This is a genomic window from Dactylosporangium cerinum (genome assembly GCF_042653625.1).
GTDB classification, from domain to species: Bacteria; Actinomycetota; Actinomycetes; order Mycobacteriales; family Micromonosporaceae; genus Dactylosporangium; species Dactylosporangium cerinum.
On the sequence record NZ_JBHSIU010000066.1, the window covers coordinates 470,640 to 492,615 of the forward strand.

Consider the following 21,976-nt stretch of genomic DNA (forward strand, 5'->3'; position numbering starts at 1 on the left):
CAAGCCTATGCAGCCGGGATGCGGGCGGACCGGACCGGGGTCTGGAGGGGGCGGCCGGCCCGGAACACGGCCAGGGGTGACTCGTCCGGGGCGAGGTCGAGGCGGGCGGCGAGCCGGGCGCTCGTGGCGGCGCAGTCCAGCAGCTGGCTCAGCGGGTGCACGGTGAGGCCGCGTTCGGACAGCGCCAGCCAGACGCGGACGAGGGCGCGGCCGTGGTCGATGACCGCTTCGGGGGTGACGGCGCTGCCGACCAGGATGAGGACGCTGCCGTCGTAGCGCAGCAGCCCCTTCGACGCGGCGGCGAGCAGCGCCGGTCCACCGAGCCGGCGGGTGACCCGGTAGGCGCGCGGCCCGATCATCGCGGCCAGGCCGGCCGCCTCGACCCGGGACAGGGCCATGGCGCGGTCGGTGAGGCCGTCGAGGTGATACCGCGGGTGCTTCGGCGACAGGCGCATCCAGGCGCGCAGTTCATCGACGACGGCGGGCGTGCCGAACATCCAGCGGTCCGCCTCGGCGAGCGGCCCGGCGAGCTCCCGGGTGGGGACCTGCCGCAGGTCGGCGCCGAGCCCGGCGAGACTCTGCGGGTCGAGGGTGCCGGGCGTGTAGCCGCCGCGGGCGCAGCGCCGCTGCCGGACGGACTCCACGGTGAACGGGGTGTCGTACACCTCCGGACCGGGGAGCAACCGGGCGGCCCGCAGCGTGGCGTGGTCGACGGCGATCTCGGCCCGCACCGGCAGCCCGGCGGACGCGGCGACGATGAGGGAGGTCTCCACGAACGCGCCCAGCGACAGGAACAGGTCCCGCCGGGTCGGGTCGGAATCCGGCAGCGCCCGCGCCGGGTCCCAGTGGATGTCGACGCTGTCGGAGGTGTACCGCGGCAGCCACGGCTGTGTGTTGTGCGCGCTGGGTGCGCGCCGGCAGTCGTCCTCCAGCGCTCTGAACGCGTCAGTCCAGGTCATGCGACATCCCGCTGGTAGAAGGTGTAGCCGTGCAGCGGGCGGCCGCCCACCCGGCGGTAACCGGCCGCCGAAGCCGGGTTGTCGCGCTCCACGTAGGTGCTGCGCAGTGTGCGGTAGCCGCCGGCGCGCAGGTTGCGGTGCAGCTCCCGGGACAGCAGCGTCAGGTAGCCGCGGCCCTGCTCGCCGGGGACGGTGCCCTTGATGATGAGCACGGCGTCGCGGCGGTAGCGGCCGCGGGTGGCGAGCAGCCGCAGCTGGTTGAGCACGCCGAGCCGGCCGCGGACCTTCATGAAGAACTCCGACACGTCGGGCACGGTGACGACGAACGCGACCGGCCGGCCGTCCTTCTCCAGCCACAGCAGCAGCGACTCGTCGAGCAGATACGCCAGGCCGTCGGTCTGCGCGGCGAGCTCGTCGGCGGAGATCTCGGTGTAGTAGCCGAGCTGCGCGAAGGAGGCGTTGAGCATCTCCCGCAGGATCGGCAGCTGCTTCGTGAACCCGCGGCGGGAACCGTGCCGCAGCACGAGGTGCTCCGCTTCGATGCGCGCGTCGTCGAAGGCGAACACCGCGTCGGCGTCGACGTCGAGCCGTTCGCAGATCCACGTGTCGGCCTCGAACCGGCGGGTGAAGCCGTGCCGCTCGTATGCCTCCGGGTAGAACGCGGGGTTCCAGGCGGAGTCGATGAACCCGCGCTCCTCGAAGCCGGACGTGATGACGCCGCCGGTCTGGTTGGGCAGCAGCCCGACCGGGCCGAACAGCGCGTCGGTGTCCCGGCCGCGGTCGGCGACCAGGTCGAACAGGGCGGCGGCGGTCTCCTCGTCGCGGAACTCGGTGAGCCCGAAGAGCTGGTGCCGGCGGCCGAGCTTGGCGTCGAACTTGGCGTTGCGGTGCAGGGTCGTGCGCCCCACGACGGTGCCGGCCGCGTCCCGGGCGAGGAACAGCTGCACGTCCTTGAACCCGGCGATGACCTGCGCCGCGAGGGGGACGTACCGGTCGGCGGGGTGCAGGCGCAGCGGCAGGTCGCAGAACGCGCGCAGCCCGGCCCGGTCCGTGACCGGAGAGACGAAAACGCTCATGCCGCCACCTCCGCTGCGCTCCGGCGTCGGCCTGAGCCAAACTGCAATCCTGGTGAGCGGCCCGAGACGCTCCGCTGGCCGCTCACGCCAGCCGCCGGTGCACGCTCGGGCCGTCGGTCTCGTGCGACAGCGGCGTGTAGGTCTCGATGTGGGCCATGGTGTCGCCCTCGGCCCGCCAGACGCCGTTGGTGTAGCCGCTGTCCTCGGCGTTGTAGAGGCGGATGTAGCCGCCGCTGGCGTTGCGCTTGCCGTGGTCGGTGATCCAGCACATGAGGTCGCGGTGGTGCTTGGTCCGGGCGAACTTCAGCAGCGCGTCCTTGTCGCGGAAGAACGCGATGGTGCCGAGCGTGAACGGCCACTGCCAGTAGACGGTGTGCCAGCAGTACCCGGGCAGCCGCCGCATCTGGCGGACCATTTTGAACCATGTGAAGGTGAGGATGAAGATGGAGTGCGGCCCGCGGTAGCGGGTGGCGCCGACGAACATCGCGGTGGCCTGGCCGACCGGTGGCACCTTCGAGAAGTCGGTGGTCCTCATGCGGCGGTGCTCCTCGCCAGGTAGACGTTCTTGATCTTGCCGGTGGTGCCGGCGAACGGGCCGGTCTGGTGCTCGTGGACGCGGATGCGCAGGTCCGCGGCGGTCGGGTCCTCGGCGAGGGACTCGGCGAAGTCGCGGCTCACCTCGGCGAGGTAGCGGACCAGGCCGCGCCGGCACACGTCGGCGAGCTGCGCCACCTCGGCCTCGGCCAGGTCGACACCGTCGCGGAGCTGGACGTGCACGACCGGGCGGCTCTCCAGGTCGGTGCTCTCCTCCAGGGTCAGGCAGAAGCTCTCGATCTGGTGCGCGAGGGGGTTGTCCCGGTACAGGCCGTTTTCGACGTCCTGCGGGTAGATGTTGGCGCCCATGTAGGAGATGGTGCTGTCCTTGCGGCCGTACAGGAACAGCAGCGGCAGCCGCATCCGGTCCACCGCGAACGCCTGCTGTGCCTCGGCCCACGCGGCCGGGTCGGTCTTCAGGACCGCCGCGAGGTCGTCGTAGGACATCAGCTTGCCCTCGTCGCCGATGTTGTAGCGGACCTTCGGGTTCAGCACCGCGGTGGTGTTGATCGTGCACAGGATCTCGTGGTCGGCGGTGGTCTCCAGGTACGTCTCGAGCGGGTTGTACTGGAAGATCATCGGCAGCCGGTGCTCGTCCGGGCCGAGCAGCGCGGCCCGCAGCCGCTGGTCGGTGCGCAGCCGGCGGCGCAGCCACACGCTGAGGTCGGTCTCGCCGCCCATGCCGATGGTGAGGTCGCTGGCGCCGTAGCCGGAGCGGACCTTCGTGAACCGCTGCTCCAGGTAGTCCCGCAGCGCCTCGGTCATCCCCTCGCCGCCGACCAGTGCACTCAACCGGTACGGCGCCCAGTCGAAGCCGATCGCGTCCATCTTGTCCAGCAGGTGCTTCAGGAACGGCGGGTACGCGGTGATGACGTAGTCGAAGCCGGGCCCGAAGTGCCGCAACGTGTCGATGATCTTGTCCAGGTCGGGGCCGGTGTTCTTCACCATCGCGACCCGGGCCATGGCGATGCCGGTGTTGGTGCCGGTCGCCCACGCGCCCATCGAGTAGGCGTTGATGACGAACCGCCGCTTCGACGGGAACACCAGCGTCGTGTACCCGGCCAGGTTCTTGTGCACCGTGTTCAGCTCGCGGCGGCTGCGGACCCAGTTGTACGGCTGGCCCGACGAGCCCGACGACTCGTCCACGACGCTGCCGGCGATCTCGAACCGGCCGTGCCAGCAGCGCTGCTCCTGCGAGTACGCCTTCACGTAGGACAGCTTGTCGGTCGGCGGGTAGGAGGTCAGGTCGAACCAGCGGAACTGCCAGCCGTTGCGGCGCAGGAAGTCACCGTAGGCGGGCACGTCGATCGCGGCGAACTGGCACGTCATCCACGCGTGCAGGCGGGCGAACCGGGCCATCCACGGCCGGTAGTTGCGGGCCATCAGCCGCCACACCGCCGGATGCACGCGGTAGATCGCGTACAACCAGGTCAGCCCGAAGCTGCTGACGCGAAGCACCCATTGCCGCACGAACGTCACGACACGTTCCCTTTCTCCTGGACCACTACCATCCTCGGTTCGCGGCGGTCCGGGCGCCTGAGCCGTCCTACTCGCATCCGGGTAAGTATGGTTGGCACATGGCCGGGACCCTCATGACCGGAGCGACGATCTGGGCCGGCCCGACCTGCGACCCGCAGCCCGGCTGGCTGCTGGTCACCGGCGACAGCATCACCGCCGTCGGCGGGCAGGACACGCCGCCCCCACCGGCGACCACCATGATCGACCTCGCAGGTTGCCACATCCTGCCCGGGTTCGTCGACACGCACCTGCACACCACCGTTGTCGGGTGGCAGACGCTCGGCATCGACGGCGCCGCCTGGACCGACCTGCCACAGGCCCTGGCGGCGATCGGCGCCGCGGCCGCCGCGGACCCGCAGGCGCCCTGGCTACTGTGCTGGAACGCCCGGCCGTTCCGGTGGCCGCAGCGCCGCCTGCCGACCGCCGCCGAGCTCGACGCCGTCGCACCCGGCCGTCAGATACTTGTCAGCGGCGTCGACGTGCACCGCGGCGCCGTCTCCACCCAGGCGATGCGCACCCTCGGCCTCACCACCCTGCGCGCCCAGGCCGGCGACGTCACCCGCGACCGGCGTGGCCGGCCCACCGGCGAGATCTGGGAACAGGCCTACGGTGAGGCCCTCGCCCGGGCCCTCGCCGACGCGCCCGGCTCACTGGAGGACCTGACCCGGCGGGCGCTGGACCGGTGCCTTGCGCTGGGCATCACGCACGCGCACGAGGCGTACGTCGCGCCGCAGCAGCACGAGCTGATGCTGCGCCTGGCCGCGCCCTCGGCGCCCCGGCTGTCCTGGGCCGTCGGCGCCGGATCCGGCCTGCTCAGCCCCGCGCCGGGACCCGCCGGTGCGCCCGACGGCCCGTACGGCGCCGCCAGCCGCGAGGCGAAACTGTTCCTCGACGGCGGCGACCGGTGCGCGGTGTGCCTGCCGGCCCGCGCCCTCGGCCGGCTCACCCTGCAGGCCGTCCGCGAGACCGTCGCCGCCCGCCACCCCGGCCCGCTGCGCGACGCGCTGCGCCGGCGCTCCGCGGTGCGCGGGCGGGAGCTGCACCTGCAGTACCTGCGCTACGCCGGCGCCGATCTCACCCGGCTGCTGGCCGGCTACCTCGAGGCGGGTATCCGGCCGCGGCTGCACGCCCTGGGCAACCTCGCGGTCCGGCAGGCCGCCGAGGCCCTGCGCGCCGCCGGCGCCGGACCGGGCGCGGCCGTCATCGACCACCTCGTGCTGCTCGACCCGGCCACCGTCGACCTGGTCGCCGCGAGCGGCGCGTGGGCGACCTACCAGCCGGGGTTCCTCACCACGTTCGGCCCGCAGATCGTCGACGGCGGCACCGACCGGTTCCTGACCGTGCTCGGCGGCCGGCAGCTGTTGGACGCGGGCGTGCCGCTGACCCTCGCGTCCGACCACCCGGCCGGTCCCCTGGACCCTCTGGGCAACCTGCGCCACGCCGTGCATCGCACGATCCAGCCGGCGCAGGCGCTCACCCGGGTGGAGGCGGTCCGGGCCCTCACCACGACGGCGGCCGCGTCCATCGGCGCGCCCGGCGCCGGTGGCATCACCGCGGGCGAGCCCGCCGACCTGGCGATCTGCGACGGCGACCCGTTCACCCCGGCGACCCGCGTCACGCAGACCTGGGTCGGCGGGGTGCCGCGTCACTCGCCGTAGCCGCAGATCTTCCAGTCACCGTCCTCTTTCACCAGCGTCAGCGCGAGGTTGTTCGTGGACGTCCGGCCACTGCTGGTGATCTTGACGGTGAACGCCGTGTAGACGGTCGCGGTGCTGCCGCTGATCGTCTCGCCGGTCACGTGCCAGTCCAGGACGGTGCTGCGGCTAGACCCGGACGACGTGTCGTTGGCCAGGTCCTTGCTCAGCTTCGCCGCCTCCTCCTTGCACAGGTACTTCTCGACCTTGCCCGCGTCGGGATGCTCCTTCACGACCTCGGACAGGTACGCCTCGACGACCTCGGTCGGGGTCTGCACGAACACCTTCTGGAAGGTGAAGTAACCGCCGACGACGGCCAGGATCAGCAGCAGGACCGCGCCACCGATGAGCAGCGCCCCCTTGCCGCCGCGCTGCTCACCGCCCGGGGGCACCGGCTGCTGGACAGGCTGCGGCAGGTACTGACCGTAGGGCTGACCCTGCACCGGCGGCTGCGGTGCGTAGGGTGGCTGCGGTTGGTACGGCTCTGGCGGTCCCCCGGGATACGTCACGGGCACATCGTATATACACGGAGTTCACTGCTGCCGGGCCATCGCCGCCGGAACGATCCTGCGGCCGGGGCGAGAGGATGTGGCGTTGATCGGCGCGGGAACGGTGCTGGCAGGCCGATACGAGCTCGGCGAGCACATCGCCAGCGGCGGCATGGGCGACGTGTGGCAGGGCGTCGACCGGGTGCTCGGCCGCACCGTGGCGGTCAAGCTGCTGCGCGCCCCGTCGGACGAGCCGGAGTTCGCCTTCGCCGGCCGGTTCGTGGCCGAGGCCCGCACCATGGCCACGATCAGCCACCCCGGCGTCGTCGACGTGTACGACTTCGGCGACGACCCGGCCGCCGGCATGTACCTCGTCATGAAGTACATCGAGGGCGAGTCCCTCGAGCGCACCCTGGAACGCGAGGAGCGGCTGCCGCCCGCGGCCACGATGCGCCTGATCGCCGAGGCGGCCGAGGCCCTGCACGCCGCCCACGACAACGGCGTGACGCACCGCGACATCAAACCCGCGAACCTGCTGCTGCGCCCCGACGGCAGCACGGTCCTCACCGACTTCGGCATCGCCCGCTCCGCCGCCGCGACCCACCAGACCTCGACCGGCCTGCTGCTCGGCACCGCGTCGTACATCGCGCCCGAGCGGGCCGCCGGCGACCCGGCAACGGCCCAGTCGGACATCTACTCGCTGGGCGTCGTCGCGTACCGCTGCCTCGCCGGCCGCCTGCCGTTCGTCGGCGAGAGCCTGCTGCAGATCGCCCTGCGGCACGCCAACGACGAGGTGCCGCCGCTGCCGGACGACGTGCCGCCCGGCGTGCGTGCCGTGGTCGAACGGGCCCTCGCCAAGGACCCGGCGCAGCGCTGGCCCTCGGCGGCGGCCTTCGCCGCGGCGGCCCGTGCCGCGCTGTCCACCACCCGCGTCCTGCCTGTTCCGGTGCCGGCCACCAACCGCCGCCGCATGCTGCTCGTCGCCGGCGCCGCGGTCGTTGTCGTGGCGGTCGTCGCCGCGGCGCTGCTGCTGCCCGGCCGCGACGGCGACCCCGAGTCCCCGGCCGCCGCCTCGACCACCGCGGCGGCGGACTCGGCCGGCCTCGGCGCGGGTGCCACTGGCCCGGCTCCGTCCCCGGCGGCTTCGTCCGCATCCGCGCCCGGGTCCGCGCGTCCGAGCCTGCCCACCGGCACCCCGCCCGCTGGCGCGCCGCCGGTGCCGGCGAACCTGACGGCGACCCCGGTCAGCGCCACCACGATCCGCCTGCAGTGGAAGGACACGTCCAGCAACGAGACCGGCTTCACCGTCATCAACGGCGCCACGTCCCGCACCACCGCGGCCAACGCGACCACCCTCAACTGGGACGGCCTCGCCCCCGACACCCGCATGTGCTTCAAGGTCCGCGCCGACAACGCCGCCGGCGGGTCGCTGTACTTCCCGACCCCGCAACAGGACTGGGTCTGCGCCGTCACCCTGCCCGGCACCGGCCCCGCGGCCCCGTCCGGCCTCACGGCAACCCCGGTGAGCGCCACCGCGATCCGTCTGCAGTGGACCGACAACTCCACCGACGAGAGCGGCTTCACCGTCATCAACGGCGAGACGTCGCGGAGCGCGGGCGCCAACGCGACGTCGTACACCTGGGACGGCCTGGCACCCAACACCTACATGTGCTTCAAGGTCCGCGCCCACAACCCCGCCGGCGTCTCGGCCTACACGCCGCCCGCCCAGCAGGACTGGGCCTGCACCACCACCCCGGCCGCATGAGCGTCGACCCCGGCGCTCCCGGCCGGACCCACCTCGGCACGGTCCGCGTGGGCAGCGCCGTGTCCGTTCTGTCTCGCGACCCTTCCTGTGCAGGGTTTGCCGGTTGCGGCGCTCCGGGAGCGCGGGCCCGGAGCGCCGATCCGCCGCGTCACCGTTCGGGTGCGCCGGCACGGTCGAGGTCGGTGCCGTGCACCGCCCGCGCCGTTCCGGGTGCATGATCGTTTCATGGGCTTCGTGGATGACCACTGTGCGGCCGGGTTGGACGATTGCGGGGGCCGTCTCTCCTGCGGGGTCGGCCGGTGACCACCGGGGTGACCACAACTGGGAGCGCACGGGGGAGCCGCGCCGATCGGGTGGTCGGGGCGGTGGTGGGGTCAGCGGTCGGGGACGCGCTCGGCGCGCCGTTCGAGTTCGGGCCGGCCGGGGCGTTCCGCCGCAAGTTTCCGGACGCCGCCGAGGCCACGATGGAAGCCGGCGGCGGATGGGAGGCCGGGGAGGGCACGGACGACACGCAGATGGCGTTGCTCGTCGCCGATTCGCTGCTGGAGCGCGGCGGGTTCGACGGCGCTGACATGTTCGAGCGGTTCTGCCGGTGGGTGGCCGCGGAGCCCAAGGACGTCGGGCTGCAGACCGAGGCGGTGCTCACCAGCGGACTGGCCTGGGACCTGGCCGCCGCCGACCACGCCGCGCACAACCAGCGGGCCGCGGGCAATGGCTCGCTCATGCGCACCGTGCCGGCCGCCGTCTTCCATGCCCGCGGTGGTCGCGCCGCCACGATGGACGCGGCCCGCCGGATCTCGGCCCTCACGCACGGCGACCCGGCCGCCGGCGAGGGATGCGCCATCTACCACGAGCTGCTGCGCGTCGCGCTCGACGGCGGCGACCCGCTCGACGCCGTCGACGGCGCGCTCGACGCGGTCGCGCCCGCACACCGGGCCCGCTGGGCCCGGGTCCTCGCGGCGGACTGGGACCCGGACCAGGCCACGGAGTCCAACGGCGCGGTCTGGCCGACGCTCGGCTGCGCCGTCTGGGCCGTGCGCACCTGCGACACGTACGCGGAAGCCGTCGCCGGCGTCATCGATCTCGGCGGCGACACCGACACGCTCGCCGCGGTGACCGGAGGCCTCGCCGGCGCGGTCCACGGCGTCGACGACATCCCGGAGCAGTGGCGCCGCGCGGTGTTCGTGCCGGTCCCGGGATTCGGTGACCGCCCCCGGACCTGCGACGATCTGGCCGAGCTCGCGAAACGACTGGACCAGGACCGGCCGTTATGAGGGGAGACCGGGTCGTATCTCGTTGCCGGCGGTGTCGGAGACGGCGGCGAAGCAGGACGTGGCCCAGACGGTGATGCGGTTGGGTTCGTGGACGGTTTCGAACGGGTGGTCCTCCCAGGGCCCGTAGGACGTCACCGTCACGGCCTCGCCGGGACCGAGCCAGTAGCCCTGGCCGAACGGCTCCAGGAACAGCTGCAGCAGGGCGTCGCTGTCGTTCTGCACGAGCAGCGGCATCGGGTTGCCCATTGCCTGCAGGGCCGCGAAGCTGAAATTGCCGGTGCCCGGGTCGAGCGTCGGTCGGGGTCTGGCGCGTCTCCATCTGGCGAGCACGAGCATGATTGTCTCTCACGGTGGTCGCCTACGCTTGGCGGGTGACGATGCTGCGGTGGGAAGGGCTGCACAACGCCCGGGATCTCGGTGGGCTGCCGGCGGTGGACGGTGGCAGGGTGCGGCACGGGGCGGTGGTGCGTTCGGACTCCCCGCACGAGCTGACCGCCGACGGGGTCGCGGCGCTGCGCGCGCACGGGGTCACGCGCATCATCGACCTGCGGTGCGCGGACGAGGCGCGGATGCGGCCCAACGTGCTCGCCGATGACCCGATGTACCGGCTCGTGCCGTTCACCGATCCCGACGACGACCCCGCCGCCGAGCTGTCGGACCTGGCGGGCATCGACGAGCTGTACCGGTGCCGTATCGCCGGTGACGCGCGCCGGGTCGTGGCTGCCGTCGCGGCGGTGGCCGACGCGCCGCCCGGGGCGGTGCTCGTGCACTGCCAGGCCGGCCAGGACCGCACGGGCATGCTCGTCGCGCTGCTGCTGCGGGTGGCGGGGGTGCCCGACGACGCCATCGCCGACGATTACGCCTACTCGCCGACGCATCCCGGGGTTGAGTGCGAGCCGGAGTCGATCCTGTCCATGCTCGAACTCGTCGACGAGCGCTGGGGCGGCGCCGAAGGCTACCTCCTCGAGCACGGCCTGACGCCGGCGCAGCTGTCCGCGCTCCGGACCAGGCTGCGCGGCTGACCCGTGCTGCCGGCCTGGCTGCCCGACTGGAACGGTGCCGCGGACGCGGTCAGGGACGCCGACCTGGCCGCCGTGCGCGCAACGGCGCGCGAACTGGTCGACCTCGTCCTCACCGAGGACTCCCGATATCTGGACGCGCTCACAGAGACCGTCGAATCGGCGATCGTCACACCGCTCGCCATGTTGTCGGAGGCCCTGGACCGCGGGACCGACGCCGAGGTGTTGGTCGCCGCCCGGCTGGTGCGACGCTCGGTGGAGGCATACCTCGCCGAGGCGCCACTGCGGCTGCGGCACCTCGTGCGTGGGCTGCCCGGGCCGCACCGCGGCTGACCGGCGCGTACCGTGTCGCCGGTGACGCACGGGTGGGACGACATCGACTGGGCGCTGCACCAGGGCGCCTACGGGCCGGCGACCGACGCGCCGGACATCCTCCGGGCCATCGCCTCGCCCGACCCGCAGGCGGCGAACGACGGGCGGTTCGAACTGCACTCGACGCTGTATCACCAGGGCAGCGTCTACCCGGCGACGGTCGTGGCCGTGCCGTTCCTGGTGGAGCTGGCCGTCCGGCCCGGTGTGCACGGCCGGGCCGCATTGATCGCCACCATCGGCAACCTGTGTGACCCGGACACGAGCAGAGGGCAGGAACAGCCGGCCGTCCACGCCGCGATCGCGGCGGTGAGCGCGCGGCTGCTGCCCGGCCTCGAGGACCCTGATCCGGAGGTCAGGGAGGCCACCGCGTATGCCCTCGCCCGCAGCGGCCCGCATCACGCGGAGGACCTGCGGGCGCGCTGGGCCGTCGAGCCCGCACCCGCCGTCCGGGCGTCGCTGCTGCTCGGCATCGCGCTGCACGACGCCGCCCCGGATGCCGCGCTGCTGCGGACGGCGCTGACCGAGCCGTTCCCGGTGCCCCTGGCAGCGGCGTTCGCCGGTGCGCGGGCCGGACTGGCGCTGCCGGCCGCCGATATGACGCTGGTGGCAGTGGCGCACGACCAGGGCCGGCGCTGGCTCGGATCGTGGCACACCGCCGACGGCGACCCGAGCGACCTCACCCGGGTCCTGCCCGCCGAGGCCGCGGCGGCGTTGACGGACGCGCTGCTCGCCCGGCCCACCGCGTTTCCCCGGCAGCGGGCCGCGGCCGGCCTGGAGAGCCGGTTCCGGGCCCTGCGGTCCGCGCCACCGCTGCTGATGGACCGGCTCGCCCGGCTGCTGGACGACCCCGACGCCGCCGTGCGCGCCGCCGCGGTGTCCGCCGCAGACGCCGCCGGCCGGCCCGTGGCGGCGGTGGCCGACCGGCTGGCGTCGATCGCTGCCGCGACCGACGACGAGCCGGCGAGGACCGCGCTGGACACCCTGATCAGGCTCGGTGACGCCCGGTGGAAGGCGCCGGCGCTCGCGGTGTGGTCGGCCGGCCGTGACCTCAGCGCCGCCAGACTGTTCGACGAGCACCCGCCGGCCTTCGACGCGGAGGTTCTTGCCGCGGTGCGGCAGCGCCTCAGCGCCCACAGTGCCGCACCAGCCGGCCGCCGCCGCAGCATCATGGCGTCCTTCACCGACGGCGAGGATCCCAACGCATCGATCTACCTCGTCCAGCTGCTGGGCACGTGGGGTCCGGCGGCCGCCGACGCGGTGCCGGAGCTCATCGCCGCCTACGACCGGGCGTCCGGCGTCGCGCCCCGGGCCCTCGCCGCGATCGGGCCGGCGGCACTGCCCGCGGTGCCGGCGCTGCGCGAGCGGGCCGCCGGCGGCGATATCCGCGCCGGGCACGCGGTCTGGAACCTCACCCGCGACCCGGCACCCCTCGTCGCGGCCATCGGCGGGCAACGCCGTCCGGGCGCGTGGGACCTGCGGTTCGCGGCCGCCGCCGGGACGGACCTTGCGCCGGCCGTACCACACCTGCAAACGCGACTGCGGGACCTGGCGTCGGGCGACGCACACATACGGTTGGCGCTCGCCGAGGTGCTGTGGCGCGCCACCGGCGACCCTGGGCGGGCGCTGCCGGTGGTGGCCGCCGTCCTTGCCGACCACCGGCAGGCCGACGCCGCCGCGAGCCTCGCCGCCGAGCTCGCCCCGGCCGGCGCCGAACTCGCCCCGGGCCTGTGGCGGCTGCTGAGCGAAGGCGCGCCGTGGAGCCGGGTGGACGCGGCCCGCGCGCTGTGGAAGCTCGGCACCCCGGTTGCCGACCTGGTCCCGTCGCTGCTCGCCACGGCCGCCGATCCGGGCGGGAACCCGGCAGCGGTGACGCTCCTCGCCGACATGGACGCGGTCACGGCCGTCCCGGGCCTGGTCGACCTGGCAGAACGCGACGAGCGGGTGGTCTGCGCCGGGACCATGGGCTGGGTCTGGCGCGACGACGCGCTCCGCGAGACGCTGCGGGCGGCGATCACCCGCCTGCGCTGACGGCGCCGCCGGCATCACCGCCCGGCGAGAGGCCCGGCGAGACGGCCGGCGAGACGGTTGGAAGGCGGATCAGGGTCTGCTGGCCGGCGGCGACGAGCCGGCCGCCGGCGTCGAACACGTCGAGGCGGCACACGGTCAACGTCCGGCCCGACTTGAGGACCGTGCCGACCGCCTCGATGTGTTCCCGCGCGGGCGCCAGGAGGTTGAGCTTGTACTCGACGGTGAGCACGTCGGCGTCGTCGGGGAACAGCGTGAGCGCGGCGTATCCGCCGGCGCTGTCGGCGATGGCGCTGGTCGCGCCGGCGTGGATGTAGCCGTGCTGCTGGGTCACCTCGGGCCGGCTGTCGAGCTCGATGTGCGCCCGCCCGGGCCCGATGTGCGTCAGCCGGGCACCGAGATGCGCCATGAGCCCCTGCCGCTCGAAGCTGGCCCTGACGCGCTGCTGCACCTCAGGTGGTGCCGGCTCCCGGTCGCTCATGTCGCTCCATCTCGGACGCTCTGTACGATCAGCGGATGCCGTCGAAGGTACGCCGGGTCCTGCGATGGTCGTTCCGGTTGGTCGCCGTCAGCCTGTGCGCGCTGGTCGGTGCGATCCGGCTGGTCGCGCCCGCAACGGCCGGCGACGCCGCCGGGGTGCGGCGGCAACTGGCGTTCCTGCGCGCCGCGATCGACGGCGGGGCCGCCACCGACGCGCAGGCGCTCTATCCCGAGGGCTATTTCTTCATGCACGTGCTGTACGGGCTGACCTGGGTCGAGCTCGGCATGCGCGGGAAGCCCGCCGACCGGGCGGCGCCGCTGCGCGAGGCGCGGTGGGCGTTCACGCAGCTGAGCTCCCCGGCCGGCCGGGCACCGTTCAGCGAGGGTCTCACCCCGTCCTACGGCGTGTTCTACCGCGGCTGGAGCAACTGGCTGCTCGGTGGCGTGCTCGGCCTGCAACCGGCGGACCGGCGCGATCCGGGGGAGCTGCGCCGGTTCGTCGACGACTCCGCCGCGCTCGGCGCCGCGTTCGACGCGTCGGCGTCGCCGTTCCTGACCGCCTATCCAGGGCAGGCGTGGCCGGTGGACTCGACGGTGGCGATCGCGTCGCTGCGCCTGCACGACGCCCTGCTGCCGGCCCGGTACACCGCGACGGTGCAGCGGTGGCTCGGCGGGGTCCGCGACCGGCTCGACCCGCGCACCGGCCTGATGCCGCACCGGGTCTCCGCCGGGACCGGCGAGCCGGCCGAGGTGGCCCGGGCCACGTCCCAGAGCATCATCCACCGGTTCCTGCCCGACATCGACCCCGCGTTCGCCCGTGACCAGTACCTGCGGTTCCGGGACCAGTACGTGGTGCGACGGCTCGGGCCGGCCGTGCGCGAGTACCCCGCCGGGATGGACGGCCCGGCGGACGTCGACTCCGGTCCCCTCCCGCTCGGCGTGAGCCTGTCCGCGACCGTGGTCACCATCGGCGCCGCCCAGGTCAACCACGACGACGCGCTCGCCGGGGCCCTCGCGAACTACGGCGAGTTCGCCGGTGTCCCGGTCAGCACGCCGTGGACGAAGCGCTACGCCCTCGGTCTGCTCCCGGTCGGCGACGCGTTCCTGGCCTGGTCGAAGACCGCCCGTCCCTGGGTCGCGGCGCCGCCACCCGCACCGCCGGCGAGCATCACGTGGTGGTGGCGGCTGCCGTTGCTGCTGATCCTGACGGTCCTCGGGACCGGGCCGTGGCTGCCGGCGCTCCTGCGGCACCGCCGCCGGGTCAGGCCCGGTACGGGGTGGCGCGCTTGGCGTCCTTCAGCGCCCGCGCCCACCACGTGACCTGATCGAGCAGGGCGGACGCGGCGGACGCGGGGCCCTGCGGGTCCTTGGGCCGGCCGTCGCCGTCGAACTGGTCCCAGGTGCCGTGGAAGCTGACCGTGTCGCGGGTGGTGACGGCGTGCAGCTCGGCGAAGACGAGCCGCAGGTGTTCCACGGCGCGCAGGCCACCGGAGCGGCCGCCGTAGGACACGAACCCGACCGGCTTGGCGTGGAACTGGGCGTTGTGCCAGTCGATGGCGTTCTTCAGGGCACCCGGGTAGCTGCGGTTGTACTCCGGGGTGACCACGACGAACGCGTCCGCGGCGGCCAGCCGTGGCGTCAGGTCGCCGAGCGCCCGGAGGACCTCGGCCGGGGGCGACATCGTCGGGGCCGCGGCGCCGATGCGCACCTCGGCGAGGTCGACCAGGTCGACGTGGACGTCGTCGCGGCCCGCGGCCTCGCCGGCGAACCAGTTGGCGACGGTCGGGCCGAACCGCCCGTCGCGGACGCTGCCGATGATGACGGCGAGCTGCAGGCGCTGCTCAGACATGGTGCTCCTCAAGGGTTGTCGTGGATGCCGGGGTGTTGCGGTCGCGCAGCGGGGTCTCGCGGATGAGGCAGGCGAGGGTGAACGCGACGACGCCGAGGGCCGCGCCGGCGGCGGCCATGCCGTGCACGCCGTCGGTGACGCCGGCGCGGATCGCGTCCTGGACCTCGCCGGGCAGGCGTGCGGCGACGGTCAGCCGGCCGTCGGCGAGGACCTCACCGGCCCGTCCGGTGCCGAGGCGGGCCTGGAGGGTGTCCGTCAGGCGGCCGGTGTACAGGGCACCGAGCACTGCGGCGCCGAGCGAGGCGCCCATGGTGTGCCAGAGCGTGACCGAGCCGCTCGCCGCGCCCATGTCCCGGGGCGCCGCGCTGTTGATCGTGACGATGGTGGTGCTCTGCATGATCAGGCCCACTCCGGCCCCGCCGAACAGGGTCAGCGCCGAGGCCGGGACCAGGCCGGTGTCCGGTGTGAGGGCGAACAGCGCGAGCATGCCGCCGGTCAGCACCGCACCGCCGAGGACCGCGATGCCGCGATACCTGCCGGTGCGGGAGATGTACTGGCCGCTGCCGACCGAAACGGCGACCATGCCGAGCATCGCGGGCAGGATCAGCAGGCCGCTCGCGGTCGGGGAGGCGCCCTTCGCCAGCTGCATGTACAGCGGCAGGAACGCGGCGAACACCATCATCGCCGCACCCGCGGTCAGGCGCACGACCTGGGCCAGGGTGAAGCTCCGGTCGGCGAACAGCCGCAGCGGCACCACGGGCTCGGCCGCCCGCCGTTCCACCCACAGGAAGCCCGCCGTCGTCACGACCGCGGTCCCGGCCAGCCCGGCGATCGGCAGGGATGTCCAGGTGTACCGGGTGCCGCCCCAGCTGGCGAGCAGGCTCAGCGACACCAGCACGGTCGTCAGCAGGGCCGCCCCGGCCACGTCGATCCGGGCGGCGAGCCGGCGCCGCTCGAGGCGGATCCTGGTCGCGACGAGCAGCGCGGCGACGGCGCCGACCGGCAGGTTGACGTAGAACGCCCACCGCCAGCTCAGCTGCTCGGCGAACACGCCGCCGAGCAGGGGCCCGGCGATCAGCGCGGCCGGCATGATCACGCCGAACAGGCCCATCAGCCGGGCGCTCTGCCGGGGCGGGACCAGCTCGGCGATGAGCGCCAGCGCGCCGACCATGAGGCCGCCGCCGCCCAGGCCCTGCACCACACGGAAGGCGATGAGCTGCCACATTTCCTGCGCCGTGCCGGCCAGGGCCGAACCGAGCAGGAACAGCGCGATCGCCGACAGGTAGGCCGCCTTGCGCCCGTACAGGTCGCCGAGCTTGCCCCAGATCGGCGTCGCCGCCGCCATCGGTACCAGATATGCCGTCATCACCCAGGAGAAGTCCTGCGCCCCGCCGAGATCGGTGACGATGACCGGCAGCGCGGGGCCGAGCATCATCCCGTCGAGCGGGGCGGTGACCATGCCGAGGATCACCCCGACCACACCTGCGTAGAGCCTTCGGTTCACGTTCCACTCCATTCGCGTACGCCGTACCTGAATTCGAACCCTGCCATTCGAGTACGATGTACGCAAGAGAGGGAGGTGTGACGTGACGGACAGCAACGTCAGCATCTGGATGCGGCCGGAACAGGTGCAGCGGTCGGGTCCCGGTCGGCGCCCCGGCTACAGCAGGGCGCAGATCACCGCGATCGCCGTGCGCATCGCCGACGCCGACGGCCTGGACGCCGCCACGATGCGCCGCATCGCCGAGGAACTGGGCACCGGCGCGATGTCGCTGTACCGGTACGTGCCCAGGCGGGACGACCTCCTCGACCTCATGGTCGACGCGGTCACCGGCGAGATCGACCTGCCCGGGCGGCCCAGCGGCGACTGGCGGGCCGACCTGTCCCTGGTGGCGCACCGCTCGCGCGAGGCCGGGCTGCGCCACCCCTGGAGCGTGAGCCTGGCCCGGCGCCCGACCCTCGGCCCGCAGTCCCTGCGCGTGTTCGACTTCGCGCTGGGCGCCCTGGACGGCTTCGGCCTGCCCGTCGACACGATGACGACGCTGAACAACATGGTGGTCAACTACGTCGACAGTGCCGTCCGGGAGGAGATCGGCTGGCTGGAGCACGCCCGGCACACCGGCATGGACCGCGGGCAGTGGATGGCGCAGTACGTCGGCCCGTACGTCAGCCAGGTCGTCGCGTCCGGCCGGTACCCGATGTTCAACCGCAACATCCGCGAGGGCCGGCTGTCGCACCAGCCGCCGGACGTGCGGTTCCAGTTCGGCCTCGACATCGTCCTCGACGCGATCGCGGCTGTATTGCCTGATTTGCCGCTTTCAGAGTGAGATCATCGGTACGACCTTGACGCTTCTGGAACGCCGTTCCATGATGTTCTGGAACGGCGTTCATCCACGTGGGCGGCGCCGCGTCCCGGGTGCTCGACCAGCACGGCAAGGTGCTGCTCGATCCACGCCCTGCCGGACGCCCACCGCTGGGACCGCGTGCCCGGGGTGACCCTCATCGGCGACGCCGCCCATCTGATGCCACCGTCCGGCGAGGGCGCGAATCTCGCCATGTTCGACGGCGCCGAGCTCGGCAAGGCGATCGCCGCCAACCCCGGCGACCTCGAAGCCGCCCTCGCCGCCCACGAGTCGGCGATGTTCGCCCGCAGCGCGGCCGAGGCCGCCGACGCCCACGAGATCCTGGAGGCCTGCCTCGGCGACCGCGCCCCCTTCAGCCTCATCGACTTCTTCACCGGCGGCTGATCCGCTACCCGGTGCTGAGGCCGAGCCGCCGGAGCAGGTCGAAGAACAGATCCTCGGCGAACGTCTCCTTGCCGTCCAGGACACCGGCGACCGCTTCCACGCTGTCCGGGGTCAGGCCCGCGCCGCGAGCCCAGTCCGTCACGGTGCGGGCTCCGGCCGTGCCGCCGGGTGCCTCATCGAGGATCTCGCGCCGGACCAGTTCGACCTCTGCCTCGTATTCGGGGTCGCGCCAATCGCTACCAAGGAAGTTGCCGTCATCGTCGAAAGGACTCGGCGGCGCCAGCAGGTAGCCCATCGCATAGTCGAGCTGCAGCCACACCTCCCACGGCGGCGGAGCCGCACCGACCCCGGTGACCCGGACGGCGCTGCTGTCCAGCACCCGGCCGAGCAGCACCGGCCCGCCGGTTGCGGTGCGCAGCCGGTCGAGCAGATCCTCCGGCAGCGGCCCGGACGAGTCCCGGACCACCCACACCTGCCAGCCCGCGCGCCACGGCCCGCCGCTGCTGGGAACGGCATCGCCCAACGCCATGGTCCCCGGCAGGAGCCGCGCCGGCGGCTCGGCTGAGCGCACGACCACATATCTGCCCAGAAACCCATTGCCGGCCCTGCCTGACCTCGACGGACGATCTTGGCCAGCAGTGTAGACATGGCATCCGACAAGAAGATCCACAACCCGCGCCGGACACGACAGTGGTAGACGCCGGCGAATATTGGGGCGACGGGGACCGGGGGGTGTCAGGCAGCATGGGGGCGTGGACGTACGGGGACCGGCGCGCTTTCTGTGGTGGTTGGGTCGGCGGGTCAAGGGCTGGGTGGCGCTCGGCGCCATGTTCGGGTCGCTGTGGTTCATGAGCCTGGCGTTCACGCCGTTCCTCATCTCGCAGGCCGTCGACCGGGGGTTGCAGTCGCGGCGGCCCGGGGTGCTGATCGGGTGGGCGGCGGCCGTCCTGGTCGTCGGGGTGGCCAGCGCGGGGCTGGGGATCATGCGGCACCGGAGCATGACGAAGCTGCGGATGGCCGCCGCGTTACGCACCGCCGACCTGGTGATGACCCACGCGACCAGGCTCGGCGCCGCGCTGCCCCGGCGGGTCACCGCCGGCGAGGTGGTCACCATCGGCATCTCCGACGTGTGGACCATCGGCCGGGCGATGAACGTCGGCGGCGTCGGGTTCGCCTCGACGCTCGCGTACGTCGTCGTCGCGGTGCTGCTGTCGCGCACGTCGCCGCTGCTCGCCGTGGTCGTCGCCGCGGGGCTGCCGGTGCTGCTGCTGATCGTCGGGCCGCTGCTGCACCGCACCCAGCGGGCCGGGCTGCGCTACCGGGACCGGCAGGGCGAGCTCAACGCCAGGCTGGTCGACATCCTCGGCGGGCTGCGCATCCTCAACGGGCTCGGCGGCAAGGAGACCTACCTCGGCCGCTATCGGAAGGAGTCGGCGGCGCTGCGGGATCAGGGGTACCGGGTCGGCGGCCCGAACAGCTGGATCGGCGCGTTCGGCGACGGGCTGCCGGTCGTGTTCCTCGGGGTGGTGGTGTGGCTGGCCGCGCGGCTGGCGGCCACGGGGGAGCTCACCGTCGGTCAGCTGGTCGCCGTGTACGGGTACACCGCCATGCTCGTCGTCCCCGTCAACGTGATGATCTTCTGCGGGTCCGACATCATCCGGGGGCTGGTCGCGGCCCGGCGGGTGGTCGACTTCCTGCGGCTGCCGGTGGACGACCCGTCCGGGGGCGCCGCGCCGGCCGCGCCGGCGACCCTGCACGATCCGGGTTCCGGGGTCGTCGCCGAGCCGGGCCGGTTGACCGCCCTGGCCGGGGCCCGGCCGGAGGACGCCGCCGCCGTCATCGACCGGCTCGGGCGCTACGGGCCGACCGACGCGACCTGGGGCGGCCTGCGCCTGTCGGACATCGCGCAGGCCGAGGTCCGGGCCCGGATCCTGGTCGCCGACCACGACGCGGACCTGTTCGCCGGGCCGCTGCGGGAGGTGGTCGCCGGGCCGGACGAACCCGACGACGACCTGGTCCGCCTCGCGATCCGCACCGCCGTCGCCCACGACGTGGCCGCCGACCTGGGCCGCGCGGTCGAATGGGGCGGCCGCAACCTGTCCGGCGGGCAACGGCAACGGGTCCGGCTGGCCCGGGCCGTCCACGCGGACCCGGAGATGCTGCTCGTTGCGGAGCCGACGTCCGCGGTGGACGCGCACACCGAGGCCGCCATCGCCGAACGGCTCTCCGCCGCCAGGGCCGGCCGCGGCACCGTCGTGGCGACCACGTCACCGGTGCTGCTGGACCGCGCCGACGTGGTGCACTACCTGGTGGACGGCAAGGTCGCCGCGTCCGGCACGCACCGGACGCTGCTGGCCGCACAACCCGGCTACCGGGCGCTGGTCAACCGGGCCTTCGGGGACGACGCATGACGGCCAACCTGCCCATCGCCGACCAGCGCATGGTCGGCCGGGCCGCGCTGCGGCTGCTGGCCGCCGACCGCCGCTCGGTCGCCACGATCATCGCGCTCAACTCCCTCGCCGCGCTCGCCGGGCTCGGCGCCCCGTGGCTGCTGGGCCGGATCATCGACGCGGTCACCGGCCGGGGCGGGCACGTCGACCGGCTCGCCCTGGCGGTGCTGGCCTGCGCCGTCGCCCAGACACTGCTGACCCGGTTCGCACTGGCCATCGCATACCGGTTCGGCGAGCGCACGGCGTACCGCATCCGCGAGAATTTCCTCAGTCGGGCGCTGGGACTGCCGGCGGCCGTGGTGGAACGGGTGCCGGCGGGAGACCTCGCGGCGCGGGGCACCACCGACATCGACGCCGTCGCCAACACCGTGCGCGACCTCGTGCCCAGCATGGCCGTCGGCGCCGTCCAGATCGTGTTCATCGTGTCGGCGGTCGTGGTCCTGCACCCGGTGCTCGGGCTGGTCGGCGTCGCCGGGCTGTCCGGGATCTGGTTCGTCACCAGGTGGTACCTGCGGCGGGCGCGCGACGCGTACCTCGCCGAGGGCGCGGCGAACTCGGTGCTCGCCGACGACCTGACCGCGACCACCGCCGGCGCCCGCACGATCGAGGCGTTCGCGCTGCGGGAGCGCCGGCTCGCCGCCGGGCACGCGGCGATCACCGAGACCCGCCGGACCCGCCTGAACACCCTGGCGCTGCGCTCGGTGTACTTCCCGCTGGTCGAGACGTCCTACGCGGTGCCCGGCGTCCTCGTGCTGCTGCTCGGCGGCCTGCTCTACATCGACGGGCGGGTCAGCCTCGGCACGGTCGTCGCCGCGGTGCTGTACCTGCGGCAGCTGGTCGGGCCCCTCGACGGCATCCTGATCTGGATCGAGCAGCTGCAGAGCAGCAGCGCGTCGTTCGCCCGGGTCGAAGGCCTGGCCGCGATCCCCGCCGACCCGCCCGCCGCCTCGTCGGCGCCGCGGGACGAACGCATCGAGGTCAGCGGCGTGCGCTACGCGTACGACCCCGGCCACGACGTCCTGCACGGCGTCGACCTGACCATCCGCCCCGGCGAGCGGCTCGCGATCGTGGGCCTGTCCGGCGCGGGCAAGTCCACGCTCGGCATGCTGATCGCCGGCGTCGACCGCCCCACCGCCGGCAGCGTCTGCGTCGGCGGGGTGCCGATCGCCGACCTCCCACCGGACGAGCTGCGCCGGCAGGTCGTCCTCGTCACCCAGGAGCACCACGTCTTCCGCGAGTCCCTGCGTGACAATCTCATCGTGGCCGCGCCCGACGACGTGCTGCGCGGGGCGCTGAAGACCGTCGGCGCGGACTGGGCCGACGACCTGGACCGCGACCTCGGCGAGCAGCCCCTGGACGGCGCGCAGGCGCAGCAGGTCGCCCTCGCCCGGGTGGTGCTCGCCGACCCGCACACGGTGATCCTCGACGAGGCGACCGCGCTGCTCGACCCGACCGCCGCCCGGACCGCGGAACGGGCCCTGGCCGCCGTCCTGCACGAGCGCACCGTCATCGCGATCGCGCACCGGCTGCAGACCGCGCACGACGCGGACCGGGTCGCGGTGATGGACGACGGCCGGATCATCGAGCTCGGCGCCCACGCCGACCTCGTCGCCGCGAACGGCCCGTACGCTGCGTTGTGGCACTCCTGGCACGGCGGCGGGTGACT

At 73.6% G+C, this 21,976-nt stretch carries 21 protein-coding genes; 11 read left to right on the forward strand and 10 right to left on the reverse strand.

Going from position 1 to position 21,976, the window contains the following annotated elements:
* Positions 1 to 5: 5 nt before the first annotated feature.
* The 4 genes from ACFPIJ_RS44475 to ACFPIJ_RS44490 all read right to left on the reverse strand — a co-directional run bounded on the left by ACFPIJ_RS44475 (position 6) and on the right by ACFPIJ_RS44490 (position 4,108).
* The gene (locus ACFPIJ_RS44475; RefSeq protein WP_380125150.1) at positions 6 to 959 is read right to left on the reverse strand and encodes a nitroreductase family protein; all 954 of its coding nucleotides are present in this window, start codon (positions 957 to 959) and stop codon (positions 6 to 8) included.
* Complete coding sequence (locus ACFPIJ_RS44480; protein WP_380125152.1) at positions 956 to 2,035, reverse strand: GNAT family N-acetyltransferase; 1,080 nt, start codon at positions 2,033 to 2,035, stop codon at positions 956 to 958. The genes ACFPIJ_RS44475 and ACFPIJ_RS44480 overlap by 4 nt, the downstream gene beginning before the upstream one ends.
* 82 nt (positions 2,036 to 2,117) lie before the next feature.
* Positions 2,118 to 2,570: a DUF4188 domain-containing protein gene (locus ACFPIJ_RS44485; protein ID WP_380125154.1), complete on the reverse strand. Its 453-nt coding sequence runs from the start codon at positions 2,568 to 2,570 to the stop codon at positions 2,118 to 2,120.
* The gene (locus tag ACFPIJ_RS44490; RefSeq protein ID WP_380125156.1) at positions 2,567 to 4,108 is read right to left on the reverse strand and encodes a phenylacetate--CoA ligase family protein; all 1,542 of its coding nucleotides are present in this window, start codon (positions 4,106 to 4,108) and stop codon (positions 2,567 to 2,569) included. The genes ACFPIJ_RS44485 and ACFPIJ_RS44490 overlap by 4 nt, the downstream gene beginning before the upstream one ends.
* A gap of 98 nt (positions 4,109 to 4,206) precedes the next feature.
* On the opposite strand from ACFPIJ_RS44490, the gene ACFPIJ_RS44495 reads away from it, so the two are divergent.
* Complete coding sequence (locus ACFPIJ_RS44495) at positions 4,207 to 5,805, forward strand: amidohydrolase family protein (RefSeq protein WP_380125158.1); 1,599 nt, start codon at positions 4,207 to 4,209, stop codon at positions 5,803 to 5,805.
* On the opposite strand, the gene ACFPIJ_RS44500 is transcribed toward ACFPIJ_RS44495, so the two are convergent.
* Positions 5,793 to 6,350 carry an Rv0361 family membrane protein gene (locus tag ACFPIJ_RS44500; protein WP_380125160.1) on the reverse strand — a complete coding sequence of 186 codons (558 nt, stop codon included), beginning with the start codon at positions 6,348 to 6,350 and terminating at the stop codon, positions 5,793 to 5,795. The genes ACFPIJ_RS44495 and ACFPIJ_RS44500 overlap by 13 nt on opposite strands.
* An 85-nt stretch (positions 6,351 to 6,435) precedes the next feature.
* On the opposite strand from ACFPIJ_RS44500, the gene ACFPIJ_RS44505 reads away from it, so the two are divergent.
* Positions 6,436 to 8,094 carry a protein kinase domain-containing protein gene (locus tag ACFPIJ_RS44505; RefSeq protein WP_380125162.1) on the forward strand — a complete coding sequence of 553 codons (1,659 nt, stop codon included), beginning with the start codon at positions 6,436 to 6,438 and terminating at the stop codon, positions 8,092 to 8,094.
* A gap of 365 nt (positions 8,095 to 8,459) precedes the next feature.
* Positions 8,460 to 9,368: an ADP-ribosylglycohydrolase family protein gene (locus tag ACFPIJ_RS44510; protein ID WP_380125164.1), complete on the forward strand. Its 909-nt coding sequence runs from the start codon at positions 8,460 to 8,462 to the stop codon at positions 9,366 to 9,368.
* Here ACFPIJ_RS44510 and ACFPIJ_RS44515 read toward each other — a convergent pair.
* On the reverse strand, positions 9,363 to 9,698 hold the full coding sequence (locus ACFPIJ_RS44515) for a hypothetical protein (protein ID WP_380125166.1): 336 nt from the start codon (positions 9,696 to 9,698) through the stop codon (positions 9,363 to 9,365). The two genes, ACFPIJ_RS44510 and ACFPIJ_RS44515, sit on opposite strands and share 6 nt — an antisense overlap.
* A 47-nt stretch (positions 9,699 to 9,745) precedes the next feature.
* Between ACFPIJ_RS44515 and ACFPIJ_RS44520 the strand changes: the two genes are divergently transcribed.
* From ACFPIJ_RS44520 to ACFPIJ_RS44530, 3 genes are read left to right on the forward strand one after another with little or no spacing between them, the layout of a single operon-like run.
* On the forward strand, positions 9,746 to 10,390 hold the full coding sequence (locus ACFPIJ_RS44520) for a tyrosine-protein phosphatase (protein WP_380125423.1): 645 nt from the start codon (positions 9,746 to 9,748) through the stop codon (positions 10,388 to 10,390).
* Between the two features lie 3 nt (positions 10,391 to 10,393).
* On the forward strand, positions 10,394 to 10,720 hold the full coding sequence (locus ACFPIJ_RS44525; RefSeq protein WP_380125167.1) for a hypothetical protein: 327 nt from the start codon (positions 10,394 to 10,396) through the stop codon (positions 10,718 to 10,720).
* A gap of 21 nt (positions 10,721 to 10,741) precedes the next feature.
* Positions 10,742 to 12,787 (forward strand): hypothetical protein, encoded by a 2,046-nt coding sequence (locus ACFPIJ_RS44530; protein ID WP_380125169.1) that lies wholly within the window; start codon positions 10,742 to 10,744, stop codon positions 12,785 to 12,787.
* On the opposite strand, the gene ACFPIJ_RS44535 is transcribed toward ACFPIJ_RS44530, so the two are convergent.
* On the reverse strand, positions 12,771 to 13,265 hold the full coding sequence (locus tag ACFPIJ_RS44535) for a PaaI family thioesterase (protein WP_380125171.1): 495 nt from the start codon (positions 13,263 to 13,265) through the stop codon (positions 12,771 to 12,773). The genes ACFPIJ_RS44530 and ACFPIJ_RS44535 overlap by 17 nt on opposite strands.
* A gap of 35 nt (positions 13,266 to 13,300) precedes the next feature.
* Here ACFPIJ_RS44535 and ACFPIJ_RS44540 point away from each other — a divergent pair, with 35 nt between their 5' ends.
* Entirely contained in the window at positions 13,301 to 14,584 is a 1,284-nt protein-coding gene (locus ACFPIJ_RS44540) for a hypothetical protein (RefSeq protein ID WP_380125173.1), read from the forward strand.
* On the opposite strand, the gene ACFPIJ_RS44545 is transcribed toward ACFPIJ_RS44540, so the two are convergent.
* On the reverse strand, positions 14,526 to 15,113 hold the full coding sequence (locus tag ACFPIJ_RS44545) for an NADPH-dependent FMN reductase (RefSeq protein ID WP_380125175.1): 588 nt from the start codon (positions 15,111 to 15,113) through the stop codon (positions 14,526 to 14,528). The two genes, ACFPIJ_RS44540 and ACFPIJ_RS44545, sit on opposite strands and share 59 nt — an antisense overlap.
* Positions 15,106 to 16,617 carry an MFS transporter gene (locus ACFPIJ_RS44550; protein WP_380125177.1) on the reverse strand — a complete coding sequence of 504 codons (1,512 nt, stop codon included), beginning with the start codon at positions 16,615 to 16,617 and terminating at the stop codon, positions 15,106 to 15,108. Before ACFPIJ_RS44550 ends, ACFPIJ_RS44545 begins: the two co-directional genes overlap by 8 nt.
* Positions 16,618 to 16,699: 82 nt before the next feature.
* Here ACFPIJ_RS44550 and ACFPIJ_RS44555 point away from each other — a divergent pair, with 82 nt between their 5' ends.
* Together ACFPIJ_RS44555 and ACFPIJ_RS44560 are read left to right on the forward strand one after the other, a co-directional pair.
* Positions 16,700 to 17,440: a TetR/AcrR family transcriptional regulator gene (locus tag ACFPIJ_RS44555; RefSeq protein WP_380125179.1), complete on the forward strand. Its 741-nt coding sequence runs from the start codon at positions 16,700 to 16,702 to the stop codon at positions 17,438 to 17,440.
* A gap of 156 nt (positions 17,441 to 17,596) precedes the next feature.
* Positions 17,597 to 17,860 carry an FAD-dependent oxidoreductase gene (locus ACFPIJ_RS44560; protein ID WP_380125181.1) on the forward strand — a complete coding sequence of 88 codons (264 nt, stop codon included), beginning with the start codon at positions 17,597 to 17,599 and terminating at the stop codon, positions 17,858 to 17,860.
* Between the two features lie 4 nt (positions 17,861 to 17,864).
* Here ACFPIJ_RS44560 and ACFPIJ_RS44565 read toward each other — a convergent pair whose 3' ends face one another.
* A complete protein-coding gene (locus tag ACFPIJ_RS44565) occupies positions 17,865 to 18,431 on the reverse strand; it encodes a hypothetical protein (protein ID WP_380125183.1) in 567 nt (188 codons plus the stop codon).
* Between the two features lie 256 nt (positions 18,432 to 18,687).
* Here ACFPIJ_RS44565 and ACFPIJ_RS44570 point away from each other — a divergent pair, with 256 nt between their 5' ends.
* Together ACFPIJ_RS44570 and ACFPIJ_RS44575 are read left to right on the forward strand one after the other, a co-directional pair.
* Positions 18,688 to 20,271 (forward strand): ABC transporter transmembrane domain-containing protein, encoded by a 1,584-nt coding sequence (locus tag ACFPIJ_RS44570; protein WP_380125425.1) that lies wholly within the window; start codon positions 18,688 to 18,690, stop codon positions 20,269 to 20,271.
* Entirely contained in the window at positions 20,268 to 21,974 is a 1,707-nt protein-coding gene (locus ACFPIJ_RS44575) for an ABC transporter ATP-binding protein (RefSeq protein ID WP_380125185.1), read from the forward strand. The genes ACFPIJ_RS44570 and ACFPIJ_RS44575 overlap by 4 nt, the downstream gene beginning before the upstream one ends.
* The last annotated feature ends 2 nt before the right edge of the window (positions 21,975 to 21,976 follow it).